Source organism: Exiguobacterium acetylicum, assembly GCF_022170825.1.
Taxonomy (GTDB): domain Bacteria; phylum Bacillota; class Bacilli; order Exiguobacteriales; family Exiguobacteriaceae; genus Exiguobacterium_A; species Exiguobacterium_A acetylicum_B.
In genome coordinates, this window is sequence record NZ_CP081878.1 from 978,318 (window position 1) to 1,000,539 (window position 22,222).

Sequence of the window (22,222 nt, forward strand, 5' to 3'; positions counted from 1 at the left end):
ACGATGAAAGAGACATTATTAAAATTAGCCGAAGCAAAACATTTACGATATGAAGAGATGCAACAGGCAGCACGTGAACTGTTTGCAGAAGACGTGACCGATAGCGAAATTGCTGCTTTCCTCGTTGCATTAAAAGCAAAAGGAGAGACAGCGGAAGAACTAGCGGGTCTCGCTTCAATCATGCGCGAAGTCGCACTTGACATTCCGGTCACAGGCGAGTTCATGGACAACTGTGGAACAGGCGGTGATGGTTCACAATCGTTTAACATCAGTACAACAGCTGCCTTCGTTCTTGCAGGTGCTGGCATGAAGGTCGCGAAGCACGGTAACCGGAGTGTCTCAAGTAAGACGGGGAGTGCCGATGTACTCGAAGCACTCGGTGTTTCGCTTGATGCAACACCGGAACGCTTAGCAGAGCAACTCGAGACGAACGGAATCGCCTTCTTGTTTGCGCAACGGATGCATCCACGCGTCAAGCAAATCATGAAAGTCCGACGCGATCTACGGATTCCAACGATCTTTAACTTGATTGGTCCGTTGACGAATCCGGTTCCGCTCCAGACACAACTGTTAGGAATTTACCGGGAGGATATGCTCGAGACGATGGCGTTGACATTACATCGGCTCGGACGAAAACGGGCGATTGTCTTACACGGTGCAAACGGAATGGATGAAGCGTCGCTTGCCGGAACGAACCAACTCGTCTTACTTGACGAAGGGGAACTGATTCGTTTCAGTCTTCACCCAGAGGAAGTCGGACTGAAGACCGCACCACTTGAAGCGATCCGCGGTGGAAGTGCGCAAGAGAATGCAGCGATTTTACTCCGTGTTCTTGGTGGAGAGACTGGTGCTTATCGTGATACCGTCTTACTGAACGCTGGGATTGCGCTTTTTGCAGCAAATCGGGCGAAGACGATCGAAGAAGGGATTGCTCTAGCAGCAGAAAGCATCGACTCAGGACGAGCAATGGAACGATTAAATCAACTCAGACAAATGACACGGGAGGAAGCAATCGGATGAATATCTTAGACCGCATCATCGAAACGAAACGGACAGAAGTTCTACAATTGAAATTAAACGGGGTCAAACGAACTGAGCGTGAGGCACTGAAGCCGTCCATCGCACAGCGATTAGCAGGAACTGATTTATCCGTCATAGCGGAAATCAAACGAGCTTCACCCTCAAAAGGGGCGATCGCTCTCGACGTCGACGTCGTCGCACAGGCAAAACAATATGAAGCGAGTGGTGCCACTGTCATCTCCGTCTTGACGGACGAGACCTATTTCAAAGGATCGATGGACGATTTAGCGGCAGTCGCTGCAGCAGTCGACATCCCCGTCCTCTGTAAGGATTTCATCATCGACCGGATTCAGATCGACCGGGCCAAAGCACATGGTGCACGATTGATTCTCTTGATCGTCGCTGCTCTCGATCAGGAAACACTTGCGGATCTACATGCATATGCGCAAGCGGAGGAGCTAGAAGTTCTTGTTGAAGTTCATAATGAAGAAGAGTTACGTCGAGCAGAGGCGATTGATGCGCAGATCATCGGCATCAACAATCGCAACTTGAAGAAGTTCGAAGTTGATTTACAGACATCGATCGGATTACTCGAACAGAAACAACCGAATGTCCGGTACATCAGTGAGAGTGGCATTAAGACGGTCGAGGAAGCACAGCGATTACACGTGGCTGGTGCAGACGGGATTCTCGTCGGCGAGACATTGATGCGGGCAGATGATCCGCAAGCCTTCATTCGAGAAGTGAGTGGCGTTCGCGTATGACACGGATTAAGTTCTGTGGTCTCCGGGAAAGAGAACATGTCGAAGCGGCAATTCACTTCGCCGATTACATTGGCTTCGTCTTTGCTAAAAGTAAACGACAGGTCACGCTGGAGGAGGCAGCACGTCTCAGACGCGACATTCCGAGCACGATTCAAGTCGTTGGCGTGTTTGTCTCTCCGACTTATCAACAGGTGGTTGACGCCGTCGAACAAGTCGAACTGGATCTCATTCAAATTCATGGCACCATCCCGGACGGCAAGCTACCTATTCCCGTCATTCAAGCGGTTCCGGCGACGGATATCGAAGAAGCACAGCAACAGACGGATTATTTGCTCGTCGACGCACCGGTTGCTGGAAGTGGCGAGACATTCGACTGGTCACAAGACATTCAAACCAATCGTCCGCTGTTCATTGCTGGCGGTTTGACAGCAGGGAACGTAGGAGAAGCAATCAGACATTATCAACCGTTCGCTGTCGATGTCTCAAGTGGCATCGAGACGGATGGACGAAAAGATCCCATCAAAATGCAGGCATTTGCAGATGCCGTAAAGGAGAGAAAAATATGAGCTACGCACAACCGGATACACTAGGGCAATACGGTAAATATGGTGGTCGTTATATCCCGGAAACATTGATGCACGCAGTGATTGAACTCGAGGAAGCATATGCAGAAGTGAAGGAGGATCCAGCGTTTCAAACACGGATGGATGAATTGCTGAAAGAATACGTTGGGCGTGAGACACCACTTTATTTCGCGGAACATTTGACAAAAACAGTGGGTGGCGCAAAAATCTACTTGAAACGAGAAGACTTGAATCATACGGGTGCGCACAAAATCAACAATACGATCGGACAAGCATTACTAGCTGAGCGAATGGGTAAACGGAAAATCGTTGCCGAGACCGGTGCAGGGCAACACGGTGTTGCAACAGCAACGGTCTGTGCCTTACTCGATCTCGAATGTGTCATCTTCATGGGGGAAGAGGATGTCCGGCGCCAGGAACTGAACGTCTTCCGGATGGAGTTGCTCGGAGCAACCGTTATCCCAGTCACACAAGGGAGTCGGACACTTAAAGATGCCGTCAACGAGGCACTTCGCTACTGGGTCAAACACGTTGACGATACGCACTACTTGATGGGATCCGTTCTCGGACCACATCCGTTCCCGCAACTCGTTCGTGATTTCCAAGCTGTCATCGGAAAAGAGACGCGTCGTCAAATTATCGAAAAAGAAGGGCGTCTGCCAGAGGCAATCGTCGCGTGTGTTGGCGGTGGCAGTAATGCGATCGGGATGTTCCATCCGTTCATCGATGATACGGACGTGGAATTGTACGGGATCGAAGCAGCCGGAAGTGGTGTTGAGACGGATAAACACGCAGCGACGATGACAAAAGGAGAGGTCGGAGTCTTGCACGGATCGATGATGTATCTCTTACAGGATGCACACGGTCAAGTCCAAGAAGCGCACTCGATCTCAGCAGGACTCGATTATCCAGGTGTTGGACCAGAGCATAGTTTGCTCAAAGATATCGGCCGCGTTAAATATGAAGCCGTGACCGATGAACAAGCACTCGAAGCACTTCAGCTGTTGAGCCGCAAGGAAGGAATCATCCCGGCACTCGAATCAGCACACGCGATCGCCTACGCGACTCAACTCGCTGCAGAGATGGACAAAGAAGAGATTCTCGTCATCTGCTTATCAGGACGGGGCGACAAAGATGTCGTCACTGTTCGAAACGCACTAAAGGGGGAAGCATGATGCGATTAGAAACAGCGATTCGTACCGTTACAAGCAAAGGCGAAAAAGCCTTCATCCCGTACGTCATGGGGGGAGATGGAGGGATTGATCAACTCCCAGAAATTTTGGCGTTCCTCGCTGAATCTGGTGCAACAGCGATTGAAGTCGGCGTTCCGTTTTCGGATCCTGTCGCTGATGGTCCAGTCATTCAAGAAGCTGGACTTCGTGCTTTAGAAGCAAACGTTGGACTAAAGGACGTGCTCGATGCAGTCCGGATTGCCCGTCAGACCGTCGATGTTCCAATCGTCTTGATGACGTATTTGAATCCGATTTTCCGGTATGGTTTAACGGCGTTTTTAGCGACATGTCGCGAAGTCGGTGTCGACGGATTGATCATTCCTGACCTCCCACTTGAGCAGAGCGAACAGTTCTTTGAACAAGAAGACAAGTCAGATATCGCACTCGTTCAACTCGTCTCCTTGACGAGTCCGATGGAACGGATCCAAAAGATTGCCGATAAAAGCGAAGGATTCCTTTATGCGGTCACAGTCAACGGGACAACAGGCGGACAGACGACGTTTGATACGACACTTGAAGACCATTTAGCGAACGTCGCAGCCCATAGTCCGGTACCGGTCCTTGCCGGGTTCGGAATTAGTACACCGGAACACGTCAAACAATTGAGTCGACCGGTTTCTGGTGTCATCGTCGGCAGTAAGATTGTCGACTTGCTCCATCAGGACGATCGCGAGACAATTAAACAATTAATGGTAGCACGCCTTGCGACAACTCCGTCACATTAATAAAAACAGCGGATGATCATCTGATCATCCGCTGTTTAGTGTCTAATTTAATATCATTTTTGAGTGAGTGGCTTTTGCAAACTCGTATACAGCGGCTCAAATCCGAGTTCTTCGTAAAACGTTGCAGCCCGGTCGTTGACTGACCAGACATTCAAGCGAACAGCATCGACCTTTCGCTCGAGTGCGTGTTCTTCTGCAGCTTGCATTAACTGGCGACCGATTCCCGACGAACGATGGGAAGAAGTGACACCGACGTCAGTGATGTTCAAAATCCGAACAGGCGTAAACCGGTCGGGTTTTGATGCCGTCCACTTGCCAAACAAGTAACCAATGAGTTTTTCTCCGTCGAGCGCTGTCAGACAGAGGTGTTGTTCTGCTTCTACGATCTGACTTAAAGACTCCAGTGAGTACGGTGTCGTTACATCTGGGTGAAAGTGAGGCGACAACCGCTTATGATGCTCGAATGTCTCAGCCGTCAGTGTAAGCAGGGCAGAGAGGTCTGAAGTGCGGCTCATGCGGATCATTACGAGATCACTCCAATCATCGATTTTGTTTGAGTACTTCGGCGACGAGTCCAGAAACATACGGACTACCGCGATCTTCTTTTTCGACTGACTCGATCATGATGGCAACGAGGAGATCTTTTTTGTCGTTGTCATAGCCGACGAAGAAGCCATTTTCTTTGCCGTCGGTTTCACCTGCTTTTTTCAATTCTGCCGTACCAGTCTTACCGGCAACATCAACTTCCTTGATGTCAGCGGGGAGCGTGTAGCCGTTATGAACGACATCATAGAGATCATTACGGATCATCTTCGCATCGTCTGCATCGAGTAGATCCTTCTTAAAGACTTGCTTCGTTTTTTCTTCTTGTAAGAGCGTCGGACGATAGATTGTTCCATCCGTCAGGAAAATTTCATACATCGACGCTAAGTGTAGAATATTTGTCAACATCTGACCTTGTCCGTAAGACGTGTCCATCAGCTGTCCATCAGAAGAAATTGTGCCGTCGTTTGAGATCTGTGAGGCACGTAACGGATACGCAAACGGTAGCTTTTCACCGTATCCGAGCGCTTCAAGACCAGACGTAAACGCCTTTGTTCCGACTTGTTCGAGTGTCGAACGGGCGAAGTAGATGTTGTCGGAATAGACGAGTGCATTATGCAGATTGACCGGACCCGGTGTCTCATGAATGCGGGTGACGTTAAAGCCATCAATTTTATTCTTCAGTCCGTTGATCGTATAGGATTTTTCGGGATCGAGTGTTCCACTCTTCAATCCGACAGCGGCTGTTAACGGTTTTTGAGTCGAACCAGGTGCAAAGGCACTCGTGAATCGGTTCAACAAGGGCTGATCCGGATCCTGCGTCAGCTCATCGAGCCGTGCTTGCGAGATTCCTGACATGAATTCAGAAGGATCAAAGCCAGGAGAACTGAGTAAGACACGTGTTTCACCGGTCCGCGGATCAATCGCTGATGCTGTTCCGGGATCATCCTGCATCGTGTCATAGGTTTTTTTCTGAAGATCAGCATTAATCGTCAACGCAATATCTTCGCCATCCGTCGGTTTCGTTTCGGCAACGGTAACGCTTGAACCGTCCTTTTTCTGTAAGGTGATCGTCGCACCTGCTTTACCACGTAAGCGATCATCAAGTACTTGTTCAAGCCCGCGTTTGCCGACTTGTTCGCCAGCTTGGATTTGATTTTTCGATTCTTTAATCTCGTCTGCTGTTGCAGAACCGATATATCCAATCAAATGAGACGCTGCCTTACCAAGCGGATACGTTCGGACTTCTGTCTCTTTGACGCTGATTCCAGAGATGTTACGCAGTTTATCAACCGTTGCTTCGTCGGTCAGCGTTTTGAGCGGAACGAATTGTCCATCTTTGACCCAACTCGCCTTTAAGGAATCTTCGACCGAAGAGGTCGGGCGGTCGAGCAATTCGGCGACTTGTGCGACGTCTTTTAATTGCCCGGCTGTCGCGCCGACTTCATATCCCTTGCCGGAGGTCGCGAGCGGTTTATCGTTTGCGTCAAGTAAATCACCACGTTTGCCTTCGACGGTTTGTAGTTGGACTTTGTCGTCCTTTTTAAAATCCTTTAGGACAAAAGAAGTATCCCAGTCGATAAACCAGTTTTCGGTCTCACCTTGTTTTTCGAATGTCAATGGAACTTGTTTATCGTATGCGACGGATCCTGCAATCGTATCAAATGAGATTTGGACGGGAAGAGACGCTTTTTTGTCATCCGTCGCTTCCTCTGCTTTTTTTCGCTCGACGGATAACTTTTTAATATCAAGCGATTTCGATAATTGTTTCGTCCGCTCGATAAATTCTTTTTTACCGTATTCTTTTTTAGTAGCCGCACTCGCATACGTATACATCTTATCGTAATCTTGTTTTTCCCAAAGTTTGATGTAGGCATCAAGCCGTTCTTCTGGTGTTGGTTGATCTTGACAAGCAGCAAGTAAGGTCACACCAAACGTTGCGGATAAAAGAAGGGGGATCGTTCGTTTCATGTGCTTCACCTCCATTATGGATTAGACTCATAATCATACCGTACCACTCCTGTCAGTAGATTTCATCTGAAACACAAAAACGGACTTCTCGTGATGAGAAGTCCGGGGAATCAAGCTTAGTTGAAGTAATTGAGTGGATTGACGCTATTTGCAGCAGATGTTCCGCTATAAACATAAGATCCGCGATGCATCTCGAAGTGGAGGTGAGCACCGAACGCATTTCCTGTTGCGCCAATCGTACCGATTTTCGAACCTTTAGCAATCGTTTGTCCGACTGAGACAGAGCGACTGTTCAAGTGTGCATACACCGTCGTATATTGGATGCCATTAACGGTATGTGTCATCATGACATGATTGCCGTACGCCCCGTAATAACGAGATGTGATGACTTTTCCGGCAGCTGATGCGTAAACAGGTGTACCCGTTGGAGCGCCGATATCGATACCGTTGTGGAACGTATAACCGTAAACACCACTTGCAGCACCGTATCCTTGTGTGATCGGACCGCTTGCTGGACGCGAGAAACCAGTCGTTGCTTTTGTTGAAGTCGTCGTGCTGTATTTTTTGACATATGTAGATGAGACGTAGCGTGCATAACCACCATAAGAAATTTTCGTCCATGATCCGGAAACACCGAGATAATTGAACGTTTGTCCTGTATTGACGCTACCCACTACTTTATAAGCTGTTGACGGACCTGTTCGGACGCGAAGACCGTCTGCAAGAACCTTAACTTTATATGTTGTAGCTGCCTCGACTTTTGAAGCACTTGTTGTCGCAAAACCTGAAACTACCAAAGCTGTCATTGTCATTGTTGTAAGTAATCGTTTCATTAAGAGTAATTCCTCCTTAAAAATCTAAAGCGACAGAAGTTGAACATTACAAAATTGTAAGAATTTATGTATATTTATTTATTTTAAAGAATGATTTTTCGCCTGAGATGATTATAGCATCGTCAATAACACGAAAATATTTCAAATATGTTTCAAAATTACGCTTTGTTAACATATATTGTAATGGATTAATAAGTAAAAAAAGAACTGACAAGAAGTCAGTTCTTTTTACGAACATATACCGTCAATCAGCAGAAGATGGTGAAAACACAGTTAAATGTTGAGGAAGTACTTCGACAGTCACGGGAACGTGACCCGCTGTATCACCATCGGCATTAATCGGCAATTCTTCTTTCGAACGGATTTCGACGCGTGTCGTCGTGAAATGCTCGATTTGATCTGCTTTTGACAATCCTCCGGTGATGAGTTTTGGCAATGCTTGAAGCGCATCAAAGAAGCCAAGCTTCGTAATGATGAAACCGTGCAGTAGCCCGTCATCGACTTTTGCGTCTTCTGCAAACGATTCGAAGCCGCCAACGGAATTCGTCAAGGCGATGATGAGCAAGTGTGCTTCTCCGTCGAACTGCTTCTCAGCAGAGTCGATTTCAATTGGATAAGGACTATGATCTTTAAAGGCTTTCAGACCTTCAATGAAATAGGCAACCGATCCAAGCGATGTCTTTTGTTCGACGCTCACCTCTTCGACGGCTTCTGCGATCAGACCAACGGCGATGACGTTCATGAAATAGTGGTCATCGTATTTACCGATATCGAGCGGTCGAGCAGGAGCTTCTGCTAGAATCTGGATCGCCTCTTCTGGATCAGTCGGTATGTGTAAAGCGCGTGATAAATCGTTCACGGTTCCGAGTGGTACGATGCCAAGAGTTGGGCGATGTTGTTGCTCGGCGATTCCTGTGATGACCTCATTGACTGTACCGTCACCGCCCATGGCGATGACAGCATCATATTTTGACTTAGCAGCATGACGTGCGAATTCCGTCGCATCATGTTCTTTTTCCGTGAATCGAACATCGACGGTTTGAAAACGAGTAGCAAGCGTTTCTTCAGCAAAAGATGCGTGCTTTTTTCCGAGTTCTTTACCAGACGACGGATTGATGATCAGCATGACTTGAGACAAGATGAATTCCTCCTTCAGGACAATCTGTTGACTTTTTCCCTGTCCACCTAAAACATAATCTACTTGTTGCATAATAAAACACCGAGTAGGCACAAAAGGCATACTCGGTGCTAAGGATCATGATTCAAATTTTACTGTGACGGTGGAACTTCACCAGCAGCAGGACGAGCTTCTTCTTCGACATCCCAACACTCCGTATTTTCAATACCGAGTGCTTTGGCTGAGAAGACAGGATCGAGTCCCTGTTTCCGTTGATCCTGGTAGTCTTTGATGACTTTGAGGGCAATACCGCTTAAGAGAAGGATCGCCGTCATATTGATCAATGTCATGCCTGCCATGAATAAATCGGCGAAGCTCCATACCATACCGAGGCTAAGAACAGATCCGATGAAGACGAAGCCCATTGTCGCAATACGGAAACCGAAGACGGCTGCCGGACTTTGTTTGATAAATTCAATGTTCGTCTCTCCATAGTAGTAACTACCGACGATTGAGCTGAACGCGAACAAGAAGACACTGAGTGCGATGAATGGTGGAGCAATCGCACCGAATTCCTCAGAAAGTGCATTTTGCAACATGCCGATCCCTTCGCCATTTCCAGCAGCATAACTATCACTGAGGAGAATGATCGTTGCTGTCGCTGTACAGACGATCAACGTATCAAGGAATACACCAAGTGTTTGCAAGAAACCTTGTTTGGCTGGGTGCGAAACTTCAGCAGCAGCGGCAGCGTTCGGAGCAGACCCCATCCCGGCTTCATTCGAGAACAATCCACGTTTGACACCGAGTGAAATCGCAGCACCGACCGATCCACCGAACGCTTGCTCGATCCCAAATGCACTTTTGAAAATCATTGCGAATACACCAGGAAGCTCAGTGAGATTCGTAACGACGACATAAAGGGCAGCAATCAAGTAGAGTCCAGCCATGACAGGAACGACGATCGCAGAAAACTTCGCGACACGGTGGACACCACCAAAGATGACGAGTCCTGTCAAGACGACAAGTACAGCACCAACGACAGCTGTATTGATACCAAATGCATTGTCAAAAGCAGCGGCAATCGTGTTTGATTGAACGGAGTTGAAGATAAGACCGAATGTGACGGCAATTAAAATCGCAAAGACGATTCCAAGAACACGGTTTTTCAAGCCTTTTTCGATGTAGTAGGCAGGACCCCCACGGTAAGCATTCGATTTCGTATCGCGTACTTTATAGACTTGAGCAAGTGTACTTTCGATGAGCGCTGTCGCACCACCGAGGAGAGCAACTATCCACATCCAGAAGACGGCACCTGGTCCGCCAAGTGTGACGGCAATCGTGACACCAGCAAGGTTACCAGTACCGATTCGAGTTGCAGCACCGATAAAGAACGACTGGAGAGAAGTGATACTTTCCCCTTTATCATCTGTTGTTTGTTCACTTTTATCGAGCGTGACGCGGAACATCTCTTTTAAGTAAGTGAATTGGATGAAGCCAGTTCGGATTGTGAAGTAGATCCCGCCGCCGATCAATACGGCAATTAGTACATATGACCATAAAATGTTGTTGGCGTAATCGACACTTCCTTGAATGACTTGCTGAATGGCGTTCATGATGGTGTATTCCTCCCAAAGAATAATAAAAGCTATACGCTAAATTATACGAATTTTCTGATAATATGCAACAACAAAATAAAATTAAATTTTAAAATTTAATAAAGTTAGCTAAATGACAATAAATAGAGAGTCTGAAAAAACACAAAAAACTGTCACTCTCTAATTCAGAGTGACAGCCAAATAAAAACGAATTATCCATATTGCAGTAACTGTTCGTACAGGTCATCGAGTTGCTGTTGGATGGCCTTAGAAACCGTGTCAGTCGAGCCTTCACGCTTTGCTAATTTTCGCTCGAGCCGCTCAATCTGTACTTCTAACTCGTTTTGCGACAGACGCTTTGGTGTGACTACTTTGATGGAAGAAGGCGTAACTAACTCAGTACGCTTCTTTTGAGCATACGTATACGTACCATGATAACGCGTCAGACCGTTTTCGAGCCAAAGGATCTGGGGGAAGAGACGATTCAAGAAATAGCGATCGTGCGAGACCGCAATCAGTGTTCCAGAAAAATTTTCGAGTGCTTCTTCAAGTGTTTCTCTTGATTCAATATCTAAATGATTCGTTGGCTCATCAAGAATCAATACGTTGATTGACGAATGAACGAGGACGGCTAGCTGCAGTCGAACGCGCTCTCCGCCGCTTAGTGACAAAACAGACCGGAAGACAGTCGGTCCAAAGAACAAGAACCGGGCAAGAATGTGACGGGCTTTTGCTTCCGGAACGGCAATCCGGTCTCTGAACCAGTCAATCAATCGAGCGTCCTCTTCGTAATGAGCGTGTTGGGATAAATACCCGACATGATTCGATGGTCCACGCGTGAGTGTGCCCGCGTCCGGTGATAATTCGTCAAGTAGTAGTGATAGTAATGTCGACTTTCCGCTGCCGTTCGTTCCAACAATCGCAATTCGATCCTGGACCATGATTTCAAACGAAATCGCATCAAAAAGTTGTCGCGTCTCGTAAGCAAAAGACAGTGCTTCGGCTCGAAAGACGACTTGGCTCGTGTGATCGGTAGAGGAGAAGGAGATGTCAGCGGTTTTGGCTTCGAGTTGTGGTCGTTTAATCCTTTCAATCCGCTCGAGTGCCCGTTCCATCGATTTCGCTTTACGGAACAGCTTCTCACTCGGTGGAGATGCTTCGTTCGCCCATTGTCGAAGTCGACGAATCGCTTCTTTCATCTTCTTGATTTTTTTCTGCTGCTCCTGATACGCATGGAACTGTTCGAGCAGACGACGTTCTCTCTCGACGACGAACGCACTGTAATTGCCTGCGTAAGATGTCAGCTCGCCATCCTCAAGTTCAATGATTGAAGTGACGACAGCATCTAAGAACACTCGGTCGTGAGAGACGAGTAGAACCGTTCCTGTATAGTCCCGTAAAAACTGCTCCAGCCATTCAACGGCAGCTAAATCGAGATGGTTCGTTGGCTCGTCAAGAATGAGGAGATTCGGTTTCATCAGCAACATACGACCGAGACAAATCTTCGTCTGCTCACCGCCGCTTAGCTGATGGAAGGGGCGAGTGAGTAACGGACGGAGATGTAATCCTTTCACCATGCGCTCAATCTTCGAGTCGAGTAGATAACCATCTTTTTGTTCGAATGCATTCGTCGCTTCCGCATATCGCACGAGTAACGCCTCAAGATCGTCTGGTGCTGTCGCCATCAATTGTTCCAACTGTTGCATCCGAGAACGGATCGAGAGGATGTCTTCAAACGCCGTCCATAGGACGTCGAGTCCCGTCATCGTCTCACTATATACAGGAAGTTGTTCCAAGTAGCCGATCGTCAAACCACTCTTTTGATAGATGACACCACCGTCCGGCTGGTCGAGGCGAGCAAGCAGACGGAGTAATGTCGTTTTACCACTCCCGTTTCGTCCGATCAGACCGACACGATCGTGTTCGTTTAAGAAGAGGGAAACGTCCGTTAAGATCGTTTCGCCTCCGAATTGTTTTGTCAGGTGTTGAATGTCGCAAATCATCATAATCAGTTGATCCTTTCGCGCGCATCAAAAAAAGGAGAGCGCAAATAGCACTCTCCCTAGTGTGTGAAAGATGCGCTTTGCTGTATTTTTCATTCATGAAGTTCTAAAAAAGGGCAGACGGGTGCCTTAGAACGCCATTCCATGAAAAATCGCGCGCAACAGATATAATTGTTCCATCAACCAGTGTTTGCACGCGGCAAAGTCCATCTTTTCACACCACCTTTCATTTCAGATACAATCAGTTTACCATTATTTTGTCAGATGAGAAAGTCTGAATTATTTGAATACCCCAGCAATTGAGCTGAAGAAATCACTCAGACCATCAAATAATTTAGCGAAGAAACCTTTTGTCTCCTCAGACGTTGCAAACGCATGGATATCTTGACCCGCATTTTTCAGTCCACTCTCGATTTGTCCCCAGTTGATGTTCGCTTGCTCCATTTGATTGAACAGATTCGTCAATCGATCCATCTGTGCGTCAGACAATTGGATGTTGTTGTTTTGAATGACTTGGACGATTAGATTTTCAATCTCGACTTTAGTTTCCGGTTTTTGATTCGCGATCTCAGCCTTGATCTCATTCATCAAGTCAGCGACTTTATCCGTTCCGACCGTCTTCCCGACGTCAGATGTGACCGATAATTCTTGCTGTGCTAAATCTTTCCGTTCGTCAGTCAGCTTGATTCCAGTCTCGGCAGAAGTTTGATCATAGGCTTTCATGATTCCTGTTAGTGCCGATGTTCCGGTCACTTTATAAGGAGAAGTGATTGTGATGTCGGCATCTTTGACACCCGCCGTGACGAGAGCGTTCAAGTACATATCTTTTGTGACCCACGTGATGTTTTCCGTCGCAACGGAAAGCCCGTCCCCTTTTTCCGTCAATTCGATTTTAGCGGATGAATACATGTTGCCGCCTTTTTGCGACTGTGGAATGTTTTTCCCGAGATATTTTTCTTCGTCGGCAGAGGTTGCGATGATCGGCGTGATGCCTTCCGGTGCATTAAGACGTGAAAGCACCCAATCCTTATCTTTTGCGCCGAGCGACTCACCGAGTGTGACGATCGTCTTATCGACGACTTGCTCGGCAGATGCTGCTGTCGGGAGTAATAAAGCAGAAGCGATAACGGCTGACGCCATGATTTTTGTTGGTGTATGCATAATGAAATCCTCCAATTGTAAGTAACAGAATGAATTATAGTATCAGGTACTAAAGTTAGTGTACGAGAATGAAAGAAGTTCGGAATCGGTCTGTAGATGGAGACGGCATCCGCCTTCTGACACTTCATAGTATAGCGAAAAGAGGACAACTTGACTTCCGTTTTCAGCATGCTATAGTGGATTTGAATCGAATAATGACCACTAGGGGAGTCGGTAGACCGACTGAGACGAACGAAGACGTTCGGACCCTTTGAACCTGATTAAGTTCGTACTTACGGAGGGAAGTGGCGTCAAGTCTTGTTCTTCTTGCGCCATGCCCGTGTATTTCGGGGTGGTGTTTTTTCGTTTCATAAAAAACGAGGAGGATGAGATTATGACATTCACACAAGAAATCAAGCAGGCGGCACAAGCGTACTGGGATAGTAGTTTTACGCACCCATTCGTACAAGGAATCGGGGAAGGGACGTTACCACTCTCGAAATTTCGACATTATGTCATGCAAGATGCGTATTACTTAAAACACTTTGCGAAGATTCAAGCGAAGGCAGCGTCAAAAGCAGACGACTTTGCGACGATCGCAACACTTGCCGAGCACGCGACTTCGACATATGGGGCAGAACTGAGCCTGCACCAATCATTTTTTGAGCCGCTCGGTATTACGGAAGCAGACCTAGAAGCATTCGAACCGGCACCGACGGCATATGCTTACGTCTCACACATGCATCATGCGAGCGAGGGGACACTCGGTGAGACGATTGCTGCCATCTTGCCATGTTACTGGTTGTATTACGAAGTCGGTCAACAGTTACTGACGTGTACGCCAGAAGAAAAAATCTATCAGCAATGGATTGACACGTATAGTTCGGAATGGTTCGAAAAGGTCGTCTTTGAGCAGATTGCACGGCTCGATGCTTTGGCTGAACAAGCCAGTCCTACGGAACGCGAACGCATGAAACGGCATTTCGTGACGAGCTGTTATTATGAGTTGCTGTTTTGGCATATGGGATGGACAGAAGAAACATTCACGTCTGTGTACGAGACGATTCCGGCGCGAACAGTATCTTCCTAAACGGTTAGATGGTAGAATTAGGTATATCATTTAGCGGAAGTAGGGATTGGAATGGAAACCATCGTCATTTTGCTGGTCATTATCGCGGCCTATGTCGTGCAACGAATGCTTGGAAAAGCGAACGTTAGATTTGCTGGATACATCATCCCCATATTGATGACGGTGTATGGTACATATGCTACCATCTGGAATTTGAAGGTGACGTTCCAGTTCGAATTTAGCATCGGTAGCTTCATTTCAACTGTCATAATGATTGTCATTTATGGTCTGCTGATCTACTCACTTTACCGCGTCTACCAGCGTGCGAAAGCAGAAGCTGAATACCCGTATCAATCGTTAAAAGACCGAAGCATCCTTTAAGGAGCTTCGGTCTTTTGGTGTATTGTGCCATCATTTCTTCCAATTTTTAAAGCCGTCACCGAATTCGAGATGGAGTTGATCGGTAAAGGCACCGTTCTGAAAGACTGGCACATCAACAGGTAACGTACCACGCGGCTTAAACGTTCCGAAGATTGCGCGAATACCTGCCGGGAGATTCGGTCCTGCGGATTTTAAGTTACCAGCTTCAGAGTCCGGTCCGTTCGGATCTCCTTTAAACCCATAGACGAGGACATGTGCCGGTGCATCGGGTTGAACGGCGACATCATATGGATTACGTAGGCTGAGTAAGACAGACGGAATATCTGCTTGTTTCGCATAGCGGAAGATCGAAGCCGGAATCGCTTGTTCTGGTGCGGTGGATAGCAGTTTAGCACTCGTATTGACGTTTGAGCCGACAATGATGTAATCTGCTGCATCGAGTTGCGCTCGAAGGATTGGATTTTGTTCAAGTGGTAGCGTAGTAGCTGAGTAATTCGCTGTCGTTACGTGCCAGTTCCGATTCTTTGGTAGGGATGCGATCGTCTTTTTCATGCTGTCCGTCTGATCCGTTGCTGGGGCGATCACGAGGACATGTGCATTCTTTTTCGGTTTGAACGGTAACGTCCGCTGATCATTTTTCACGAGCGTGACAGCAGCTTCCGTCATCGCGCGTTCTTTAGCTTTATGGTCAGGACTACCGACGACCTGATTCGCTTGTGCGAGTTTATCTGCTAGCGATGTCGTATCCGTCGTACCGTTCCAAATTCCGCGCTCTGCCTTTAGCGTCAGAATCCGTTCAACCGATTGATCAATCCGTTCTTCCGAGAGACGACCGTCTTTGACCGCAGCAATCACATCCTTGAAAATCTGATCGAGTTTTGCGACATCCTGCTCGGAACGAAGAATCGTCGGCATGAGGGCGATGTCGACACCAGCGTCAAAAGTTTTTAAGACAGCTTCTGATTCTGTAAAGTTATCGACGATCGCCTGCATATTCAACGCGTCCGTAATGACGATACCATCGTAGCCAAGTTTTTCGCGAAGCACACCTGTGATGACATCATCCGACAACGTCGCAGGTAAAGGGAAGGTGCCGTTTTTTGACGTGACGACTTCGGATTCGATTTGCGGCATTCCGATGTGTCCTGTCATGATCATATCGATGTCTTCAGCGATCGCTCGCTTGAAAGGCACGAGTTCGACTTGTTCTAGCTCCTGAAGGGAGCGATCAACGACCGGTAAGCCATAGTGAGAATCGGTTGCGGTATCGCCGTGACCTGGGAAGTGTTTGGCAGTTGCTGCGACGCCTTCATCCTGAATGCCCTTCATTAGTGCGGAACCGAGTGTGCCGACGAGCTCCGGATCACTTGAGAACGAACGGACACCAATGACCGGATTTGCAGGATTACTATTGACGTCAAGATCTGGACCGAAGTTGACATTGATGCCGAGCGCCTGTAGTTCGGAACCGATGATGTGACCAGCGTCATTGGCATAGTTGCTACTCCGGGTTGCACCTAACGCCATATTGCCGGGTAAGTTCGTTCCTGTTCCAAGGCGAGTGACGATACCGCCTTCTTGGTCAATCGTGACGAAGAGCGGAATATCGTTACTAGCGTCCTGTTTGACGACTTCTTGCAGATCATGGACGAGTTTCGTCGTCTGTTCAGTTTCACTGACGTTCTCAGCAAACAAGATGACGCCACCTAAATCATAGCGATCGATGATGTTTGCGACTTCTGGAGCAAGGGATGTATGATTACTTCCATTCCACTGCCGGAAGTCCGGCATGATCATCTGTCCGATTTTTTGCTCGAGTGTCATCGCGTCAATCTTTTGATTGATCCGCTCTGTTGATGATTCTGTCGCTGCCATGACAGGCAAACTACTTGAGACGAGTACTGCTGCAAGTCCGGCTGTTAACGTGAACTGACCGATTTTTTTCATGGTGTACGTCCTCCTCTAGGCAAATCATGACTAGAATTCTTTTCAATACGGACAGTATAGCAAGGGGATTTTTTTAAAACAATATTTTATTTGTAAACGATTACAATTTAAAATAAGTTTCATTTAAGTTTTCGATCATATCGAATTGAACAAAAAAAGCGACTCCCCTGAAGAGGAATCACTTTTAAGTAACTCAATTTATCAATCAGCTATAGCGTTCCACGATGCTCGTCAGCTGACGTTCGACGAACGACTGATCTTGTAGTTCACTATTTGATAGACGCTGTTTGATCATCGACTCATCTGCACCAGCCATTTCACTGAATAATGATCCGAGACTGTGCGCACGACGGTCGACTTGGACGATCAAATCAATCCCTGAGCTATCTTGGAGCATGATGATCTCGATCTCATCTAGTTTATGAGCGTAGTGTGTATTGCGTGCTGAATACTCAAGTTCCTGGGCAATCGGTAACTCTTTGCGGAACCGTCCTGGTAACTTTTCCGTGTCGGCTTTCTTCAATCGGAAGCCAAGTGATTCCATCGCATTTAAGACCGTCGCTTGGTAACGGTTCGCTTCGACGATGACAGCGTCACGGTCTGACGGATCAACGGCTTGTGCGATATCAAGACCCGTCTCGATCCATGATTTCGACTGGCTGACAGAGAGTGGCGTATTCAGCGGAACACGTAATGTAAAAGGAATTTCCCGCTCGACACCCGCTTCGATCGTGAACTTCGCTTCGTTAAGGGCAAATCGATCCAGTGTGAACGTCGTAAATGTCGTACTATCATTAACCTCTTGCTTGTACTGGGTGTTGAACTCAAGGTAAATCCGGTCAATCTCTTGATCGACGTTTCCGCCTTTGATATGGACGACACCGTGGATTTGACCGCCTGGTTCGCACCGGTCATCCGTTAAGCGTGTATCGACCGTTGCGGCACCGATTCCGATTTGTGAGAGAATTTTTTTGAACATGATGAATTCCTCCTTTTAGTTACGTACGAATGATAAAGCGTGTAAACTTGTCGAACGGGAACGAATTTGCTACAGTTTCGAAAGAACATCAGAAAAGGACGGGACGACTAGTGGAACTACATGAATTAAAAGCGAGCCTTGCCTCGCAAATCACGCAAGGAACACTGATCCATGCAACGATGAGTAATCCGCGCCAAAAATCAAATGATCTCCGACGAATCAAAGTAAAACCGATTCTATTAAGAGATACGGTGATGATGCAGGTTGAGTTTCAATTTGAACGCGTTATGAAGCATGAAAATATTTTAATCGAAGATTTCATCGGTCGACTCGACGATTTGTTTGCAGAATTCCGGCAATTCCTCTTCCGTTTTGAAGAAGAGGAGTGGCAATTCCAGCTTTCGAAAAAGATGAAGGTTGCGATCAAGACGTCGAAAAAAGAGCCGATGAAAGCTCTGTTGTCGCACGATCGAAAAAAAACCTATCTATTAGAAGATGGTGTACCGGTTCCATTCTTGATCCGTCTTGGCGTCATGACGGAAGCGGGGCAGGTCAAAAAACAGAAGTACGATAAGTTCAAGCAAATCAATCGCTTCCTTGAATTCGTCGAGGATAGCATCGCTGCTTTACCAAAAGGAAAAAAACTTCGGATCTTGGACTTCGGGTGCGGGAAGTCGTATTTGACGTTTGCCCTCTATTATTATTTAAAAGTCGTCAAAGGATTCGACCTTGAAGTCACAGGACTTGATCTAAAGAAGGAAGTCATCGAAGAATGTTCGCAAATTGCGCATGATCTTAATTATACTGATTTGACCTTCCGCGTCGGGGACGTCCATGATTATACCGGTGAGACGGAAGTCGACTTGATGGTGACGCTTCACGCCTGTGATGTCGCGACAGACGTTGCCCTTGCACGAGCTGTTGACTGGAATGCATCAGTCATTCTGAGCGTACCGTGCTGCCAAAAGGAATTGAACCGTCAACTCGATTGTTTTCCGCTTGACGTCATGTTGCAACATGGATTGATCAAAGAGAAATTTGCATCGCTTGCTACGGATTCGTTACGAGCGGAATTACTGACGCTCGTCGGGTATGAAGCACAATTACTCGAATTCATCGATCTCGAGCATACACCGAAGAATGTCTTGATTCGGGCATACAAACAAAACAAGCGACCAACGGAAGAGAAAATTGACCGTTATATCGCTTTCCGTGATCTGTTGCATGCTCGACCGTTTTTAGAAAATGAATTGAGCGACAGACTTGGACAGATTTCACCGAAACTCGTACAATAAGAAGGAGAACGAATCAAAGGAGGCAATACGATGGATTTCCAAATGTATTTTGAAGATGTCGTCCAAACAGCCCGCAAAGAAGCAAACGCTGCTGGATTTGAAGAATTAACGACGCCAGAGAGCGTGGATGAAGCAATGAAACGCGAAGGGCTAACACTCGTCCTTGTCAATTCAGTATGTGGATGTGCTGGCGGGATCGCCCGTCCTGCTGCAGCGTACGTCAACCGGAAAGAGGGCATCAAGCCTGATCATTTCGTTACAGTATTTGCTGGACAAGATCGCGAAGCAACAGACCGAGCACGTGAGTACTTCGAAGGATACCCACCTTCATCTCCATCATTTGCGTTAATGCAAGATGGAAACATTCTCTCGATGGTTGAGCGGTTCGACATCGAGTCATTCACGGCAGAAGAAGTCGTCGAGAAACTCGAATCATTGATTGAAATTTACGCATAAGCGAAGAAGACTCCTGAAAAGGGGTCTTTTTTTTGTAAATTCATAAGTCTAGCATAATAAAAATGAAGTTTGAAAGCGTTTGCAAAAATGTATAAAAAGTCATTTATGCATGAATTATGAATAGAAAATGAAAATATTTTATATATTTATGCTTTACAGTGAATAAATATTCGTATATCCTAAAAGCAATAGAACAGTTCAGGCTTTTCGGTATTGAATTGGACATACACATAAGTCATACTATTGTTAAAGTTCTGACGATTGAGCGTTGGAAGGGGAAAACTCGAATGAAAAAATTATTAGCAACGGCAATGGCAGGCATCCTGGCGGTCACGATGGCAGCATGTGGCGCATCGGAAGAATCAACAGGTGGATCAAGTAACAGCGATAAAGTGTTGACGATGGGAACGTCAGCGGATTACTTCCCATTTGAATACATCGATACGAAAAAGGGAGAAGACATCGTCGGGTTCGACGTTGCCATCGCGAAGGAAGTCACCAAGAATCTTGGATATGACTTGAAAATCGAAGACATGGAGTTCGGTAGCTTACTAGGTGCCCTTAGCTCAGGTCGTGTTGATTTCGTCATGGCAGGGATGACACCAACGGAAGAACGGAAGAAAAACGCCGACTTCACAGATATCTACTTCGAATCGAAGAACTTGGTCATGACAAAAGATAAAGCGATCAGTTCAGAAGATGAACTCAAAGGTAAAAAAATCGGTGTCCAGCTTGGTTCAATCCAAGAGGGACTTGCGAAAGATCGTTTCAAGGATAGTGAAGCCGTTCCATTGAACAAAATTCCAGAAATCATTCAAGAGTTAAATACTGGTCGAATCGATGCCCTCATTATCGAGGACGCAGTTGCTGTTAAATACATGGATCAAGATGCATCTCTGAAAACGTACCAAATCGAAGAGGATGGTCCAGCTGGTTCAGCGATTGCCTTCAAAAAAGGAGATAAGATGCGTGACGATTTCAACAAAGAGCTGAAGAAGATGATCGACAGTGGTGAAATCGATAAATTAGCAGAAGAATGGTTCCAAAAAGAAGCAAAATAAGTCAAGTGCATGGGGGTGGGGGTAACCTCATCCCTTTTGTGCGACGTTAGGAGATTGATTATGATAGACTTTACAAAGATTCAAGATTCAATTCCATATATTCTCGAGGGAATTCCGGTCCTCTTCCAAGTCGTCATCGTCGCGGCGATCTCCGGGATGCTGATCGGAATTGTCGTCGCGGCACTGAAAATCACGAAGAGTCGCTTCATCCGTTTCATTGGACATGCGTACACAGCAATTTTCCGGGGAACCCCATTGATCTTGCAACTCGCGATCGTCCACTTCGGTCTACCGCAATTGACAGGGTATGTCACGACAGGGTACCAATCGGCAATCATCGCCTTCTCCTTGAACTCCGGAGCTTATATTTCGGAAATCATTCGGGCAGGGATTCAAGCTGTTGATCGTGGGCAATGGGAAGCAGCGGATGCACTCGGTATTTCGTATTTCAAACAACTACGTTCGATCATTTTGCCGCAAGCCTTTAAAAATATCCTTCCTGCGATCATGAACGAATTGATCACGTTGACGAAGGAATCGGCACTCGTCTCGACGGTCGGTGTTCTTGATGTCATGCGTCGCGCTCAAATCGTCGGAGGAGAAAAGGCGATTTATTTCGAACCGTTATTGTTTGCCGGATTCGTCTATTTTGTTCTCGTCATGGGATTGAGCTTGATAGGCCAACAAGTCGAAAAAGCTATGAGAAAGAGTGGGTAATCAGATGGAACCTATGATCCAAGTCACCGATTTGCATAAGCAGTTCGGAAAATTAGAAGTATTAAAAGGTATCTCGACGACGGTTACGCGCGGAGAAGTCGTCGCTGTCATCGGACCGTCGGGGTCTGGTAAATCAACATTCTTGCGTTGCATCAACTTACTTGAACAACCAACGAGTGGGACGATCATCGTCGACGGTTTCGAATTGACGAAACCAAAAGCGAACATCTCAAAAGCACGTCAGAACATCGGGATGGTTTTCCAACAATTTAACTTGTTCCCGCATAAGTCTGTCCTCGATAATCTGACGTATGCACCAATCAACGTGCTCGGTATCTCAAAGGACGAAGCGATCAAACGAGCGGAAACGTTACTTGATCGTGTCGGTCTAGCCGAAAAACGCGATAATTATCCGAATCAGTTGTCAGGTGGGCAAAAACAACGGGTCGCGATCGCACGTGCCCTTGCGATGGAACCAAATGTCATGTTGTTTGATGAACCAACGTCAGCGCTTGACCCGGAGATGGTCAACGAAGTGCTTGACGTCATGAAGCAACTTGCTGAAAGTGGGATGACGATGGTCATCGTTACGCACGAGATGGGCTTTGCAAAAGAAGTCGCCGATCGTGTCCTGTTCCTCGATGAAGGGATTCTGATGGAAGAAGGTTCACCGGTTGAACTCTTCGACAATCCGAAAACAGACCGAGCGAAAAAGTTCCTCGAAAAAGTTTTATGATGACAGTGCGCTAACTCTGAAAAGGGTTAGCGTTTTTCGGTTTTTAGTATA

21 protein-coding genes and 1 riboswitch are annotated in these 22,222 nt (G+C 46.8%); of the genes, 12 read left to right on the top strand and 9 right to left on the bottom strand.

Annotation, left to right across the window (positions count from 1 at the left end; all coding sequences use genetic code 11):
- Positions 1-3: 3 nt before the first annotated feature.
- The 5 genes from trpD to trpA are packed head-to-tail and all read left to right on the top strand — an operon-like array spanning position 4 to position 4,325.
- Complete coding sequence (trpD, locus tag K6T22_RS05010; protein WP_238239216.1) at positions 4-1,020, top strand: anthranilate phosphoribosyltransferase; 1,017 nt, start codon at positions 4-6, stop codon at positions 1,018-1,020.
- Positions 1,017-1,784, top strand: a complete 768-nt coding sequence (gene trpC / locus K6T22_RS05015) for an indole-3-glycerol phosphate synthase TrpC (protein ID WP_238239217.1) — start codon at positions 1,017-1,019, stop codon at positions 1,782-1,784. The genes trpD and trpC overlap by 4 nt, the downstream gene beginning before the upstream one ends.
- On the top strand, positions 1,781-2,350 hold the full coding sequence (locus K6T22_RS05020) for a phosphoribosylanthranilate isomerase (protein WP_238239218.1): 570 nt from the start codon (positions 1,781-1,783) through the stop codon (positions 2,348-2,350). Before trpC ends, K6T22_RS05020 begins: the two co-directional genes overlap by 4 nt.
- The gene (trpB, locus tag K6T22_RS05025; RefSeq protein WP_238239219.1) at positions 2,347-3,543 is read left to right on the top strand and encodes a tryptophan synthase subunit beta; all 1,197 of its coding nucleotides are present in this window, start codon (positions 2,347-2,349) and stop codon (positions 3,541-3,543) included. The genes K6T22_RS05020 and trpB overlap by 4 nt, the downstream gene beginning before the upstream one ends.
- A complete protein-coding gene (gene trpA, locus K6T22_RS05030) occupies positions 3,543-4,325 on the top strand; it encodes a tryptophan synthase subunit alpha (RefSeq protein WP_238240030.1) in 783 nt (260 codons plus the stop codon). The genes trpB and trpA overlap by 1 nt, the downstream gene beginning before the upstream one ends.
- 53 nt (positions 4,326-4,378) lie before the next feature.
- Here trpA and K6T22_RS05035 read toward each other — a convergent pair whose 3' ends face one another.
- The 7 genes from K6T22_RS05035 to K6T22_RS05065 all read right to left on the bottom strand — a co-directional run bounded on the left by K6T22_RS05035 (position 4,379) and on the right by K6T22_RS05065 (position 13,551).
- Positions 4,379-4,849 carry a GNAT family N-acetyltransferase gene (locus K6T22_RS05035; RefSeq protein WP_238239220.1) on the bottom strand — a complete coding sequence of 157 codons (471 nt, stop codon included), beginning with the start codon at positions 4,847-4,849 and terminating at the stop codon, positions 4,379-4,381.
- Positions 4,850-4,865: 16 nt separating this feature from the next.
- Complete coding sequence (locus K6T22_RS05040; RefSeq protein ID WP_238239221.1) at positions 4,866-6,839, bottom strand: penicillin-binding transpeptidase domain-containing protein; 1,974 nt, start codon at positions 6,837-6,839, stop codon at positions 4,866-4,868.
- Positions 6,840-6,955: 116 nt separating this feature from the next.
- Positions 6,956-7,672 carry a M23 family metallopeptidase gene (locus K6T22_RS05045; RefSeq protein WP_238239222.1) on the bottom strand — a complete coding sequence of 239 codons (717 nt, stop codon included), beginning with the start codon at positions 7,670-7,672 and terminating at the stop codon, positions 6,956-6,958.
- 244 nt (positions 7,673-7,916) lie between these two features.
- Entirely contained in the window at positions 7,917-8,810 is an 894-nt protein-coding gene (locus K6T22_RS05050; protein ID WP_238239223.1) for a diacylglycerol/lipid kinase family protein, read from the bottom strand.
- A gap of 131 nt (positions 8,811-8,941) precedes the next feature.
- Positions 8,942-10,405, bottom strand: a complete 1,464-nt coding sequence (locus K6T22_RS05055) for an alanine/glycine:cation symporter family protein (RefSeq protein WP_238239224.1) — start codon at positions 10,403-10,405, stop codon at positions 8,942-8,944.
- A gap of 194 nt (positions 10,406-10,599) precedes the next feature.
- Positions 10,600-12,393 carry a ribosomal protection-like ABC-F family protein gene (abc-f, locus tag K6T22_RS05060; RefSeq protein WP_238239226.1) on the bottom strand — a complete coding sequence of 598 codons (1,794 nt, stop codon included), beginning with the start codon at positions 12,391-12,393 and terminating at the stop codon, positions 10,600-10,602.
- A gap of 276 nt (positions 12,394-12,669) precedes the next feature.
- Positions 12,670-13,551 (bottom strand): DUF1002 domain-containing protein, encoded by an 882-nt coding sequence (locus tag K6T22_RS05065; protein WP_238239228.1) that lies wholly within the window; start codon positions 13,549-13,551, stop codon positions 12,670-12,672.
- Positions 13,552-13,744: 193 nt separating this feature from the next.
- Positions 13,745-13,851, top strand: a riboswitch (TPP riboswitch).
- Between the two features lie 73 nt (positions 13,852-13,924).
- Here K6T22_RS05065 and tenA point away from each other — a divergent pair.
- Together tenA and K6T22_RS05075 are read left to right on the top strand one after the other, a co-directional pair.
- Complete coding sequence (tenA, locus tag K6T22_RS05070) at positions 13,925-14,620, top strand: thiaminase II (protein WP_238239229.1); 696 nt, start codon at positions 13,925-13,927, stop codon at positions 14,618-14,620.
- A gap of 51 nt (positions 14,621-14,671) precedes the next feature.
- Positions 14,672-14,980, top strand: coding sequence for a hypothetical protein (locus K6T22_RS05075; RefSeq protein WP_238239231.1), 309 nt, complete (start codon positions 14,672-14,674; stop codon positions 14,978-14,980).
- 30 nt (positions 14,981-15,010) lie between these two features.
- On the opposite strand, the gene K6T22_RS05080 is transcribed toward K6T22_RS05075, so the two are convergent.
- Positions 15,011-16,927, bottom strand: a complete 1,917-nt coding sequence (locus tag K6T22_RS05080; protein ID WP_238239232.1) for a glycoside hydrolase family 3 protein — start codon at positions 16,925-16,927, stop codon at positions 15,011-15,013.
- A gap of 205 nt (positions 16,928-17,132) precedes the next feature.
- Positions 17,133-17,906, bottom strand: a complete 774-nt coding sequence (locus K6T22_RS05085; protein ID WP_238239234.1) for a sporulation protein — start codon at positions 17,904-17,906, stop codon at positions 17,133-17,135.
- A 110-nt stretch (positions 17,907-18,016) separates the two neighbouring features.
- Here K6T22_RS05085 and K6T22_RS05090 point away from each other — a divergent pair, with 110 nt between their 5' ends.
- The 5 genes from K6T22_RS05090 (at position 18,017) to K6T22_RS05110 (ending at position 22,171) form a co-directional block, all read left to right on the top strand.
- Complete coding sequence (locus K6T22_RS05090; RefSeq protein WP_238239236.1) at positions 18,017-19,201, top strand: class I SAM-dependent methyltransferase; 1,185 nt, start codon at positions 18,017-18,019, stop codon at positions 19,199-19,201.
- A gap of 30 nt (positions 19,202-19,231) precedes the next feature.
- Positions 19,232-19,657 (top strand): BrxA/BrxB family bacilliredoxin, encoded by a 426-nt coding sequence (locus K6T22_RS05095; protein ID WP_053452834.1) that lies wholly within the window; start codon positions 19,232-19,234, stop codon positions 19,655-19,657.
- Positions 19,658-19,944: 287 nt separating this feature from the next.
- Positions 19,945-20,718, top strand: coding sequence for a transporter substrate-binding domain-containing protein (locus tag K6T22_RS05100; protein ID WP_238239237.1), 774 nt, complete (start codon positions 19,945-19,947; stop codon positions 20,716-20,718).
- A 57-nt stretch (positions 20,719-20,775) separates the two neighbouring features.
- The gene (locus K6T22_RS05105; RefSeq protein WP_238240032.1) at positions 20,776-21,435 is read left to right on the top strand and encodes an amino acid ABC transporter permease; all 660 of its coding nucleotides are present in this window, start codon (positions 20,776-20,778) and stop codon (positions 21,433-21,435) included.
- 13 nt (positions 21,436-21,448) lie between these two features.
- Positions 21,449-22,171, top strand: coding sequence for an amino acid ABC transporter ATP-binding protein (locus K6T22_RS05110; protein WP_053454500.1), 723 nt, complete (start codon positions 21,449-21,451; stop codon positions 22,169-22,171).
- Positions 22,172-22,222: the final 51 nt, after the last annotated feature.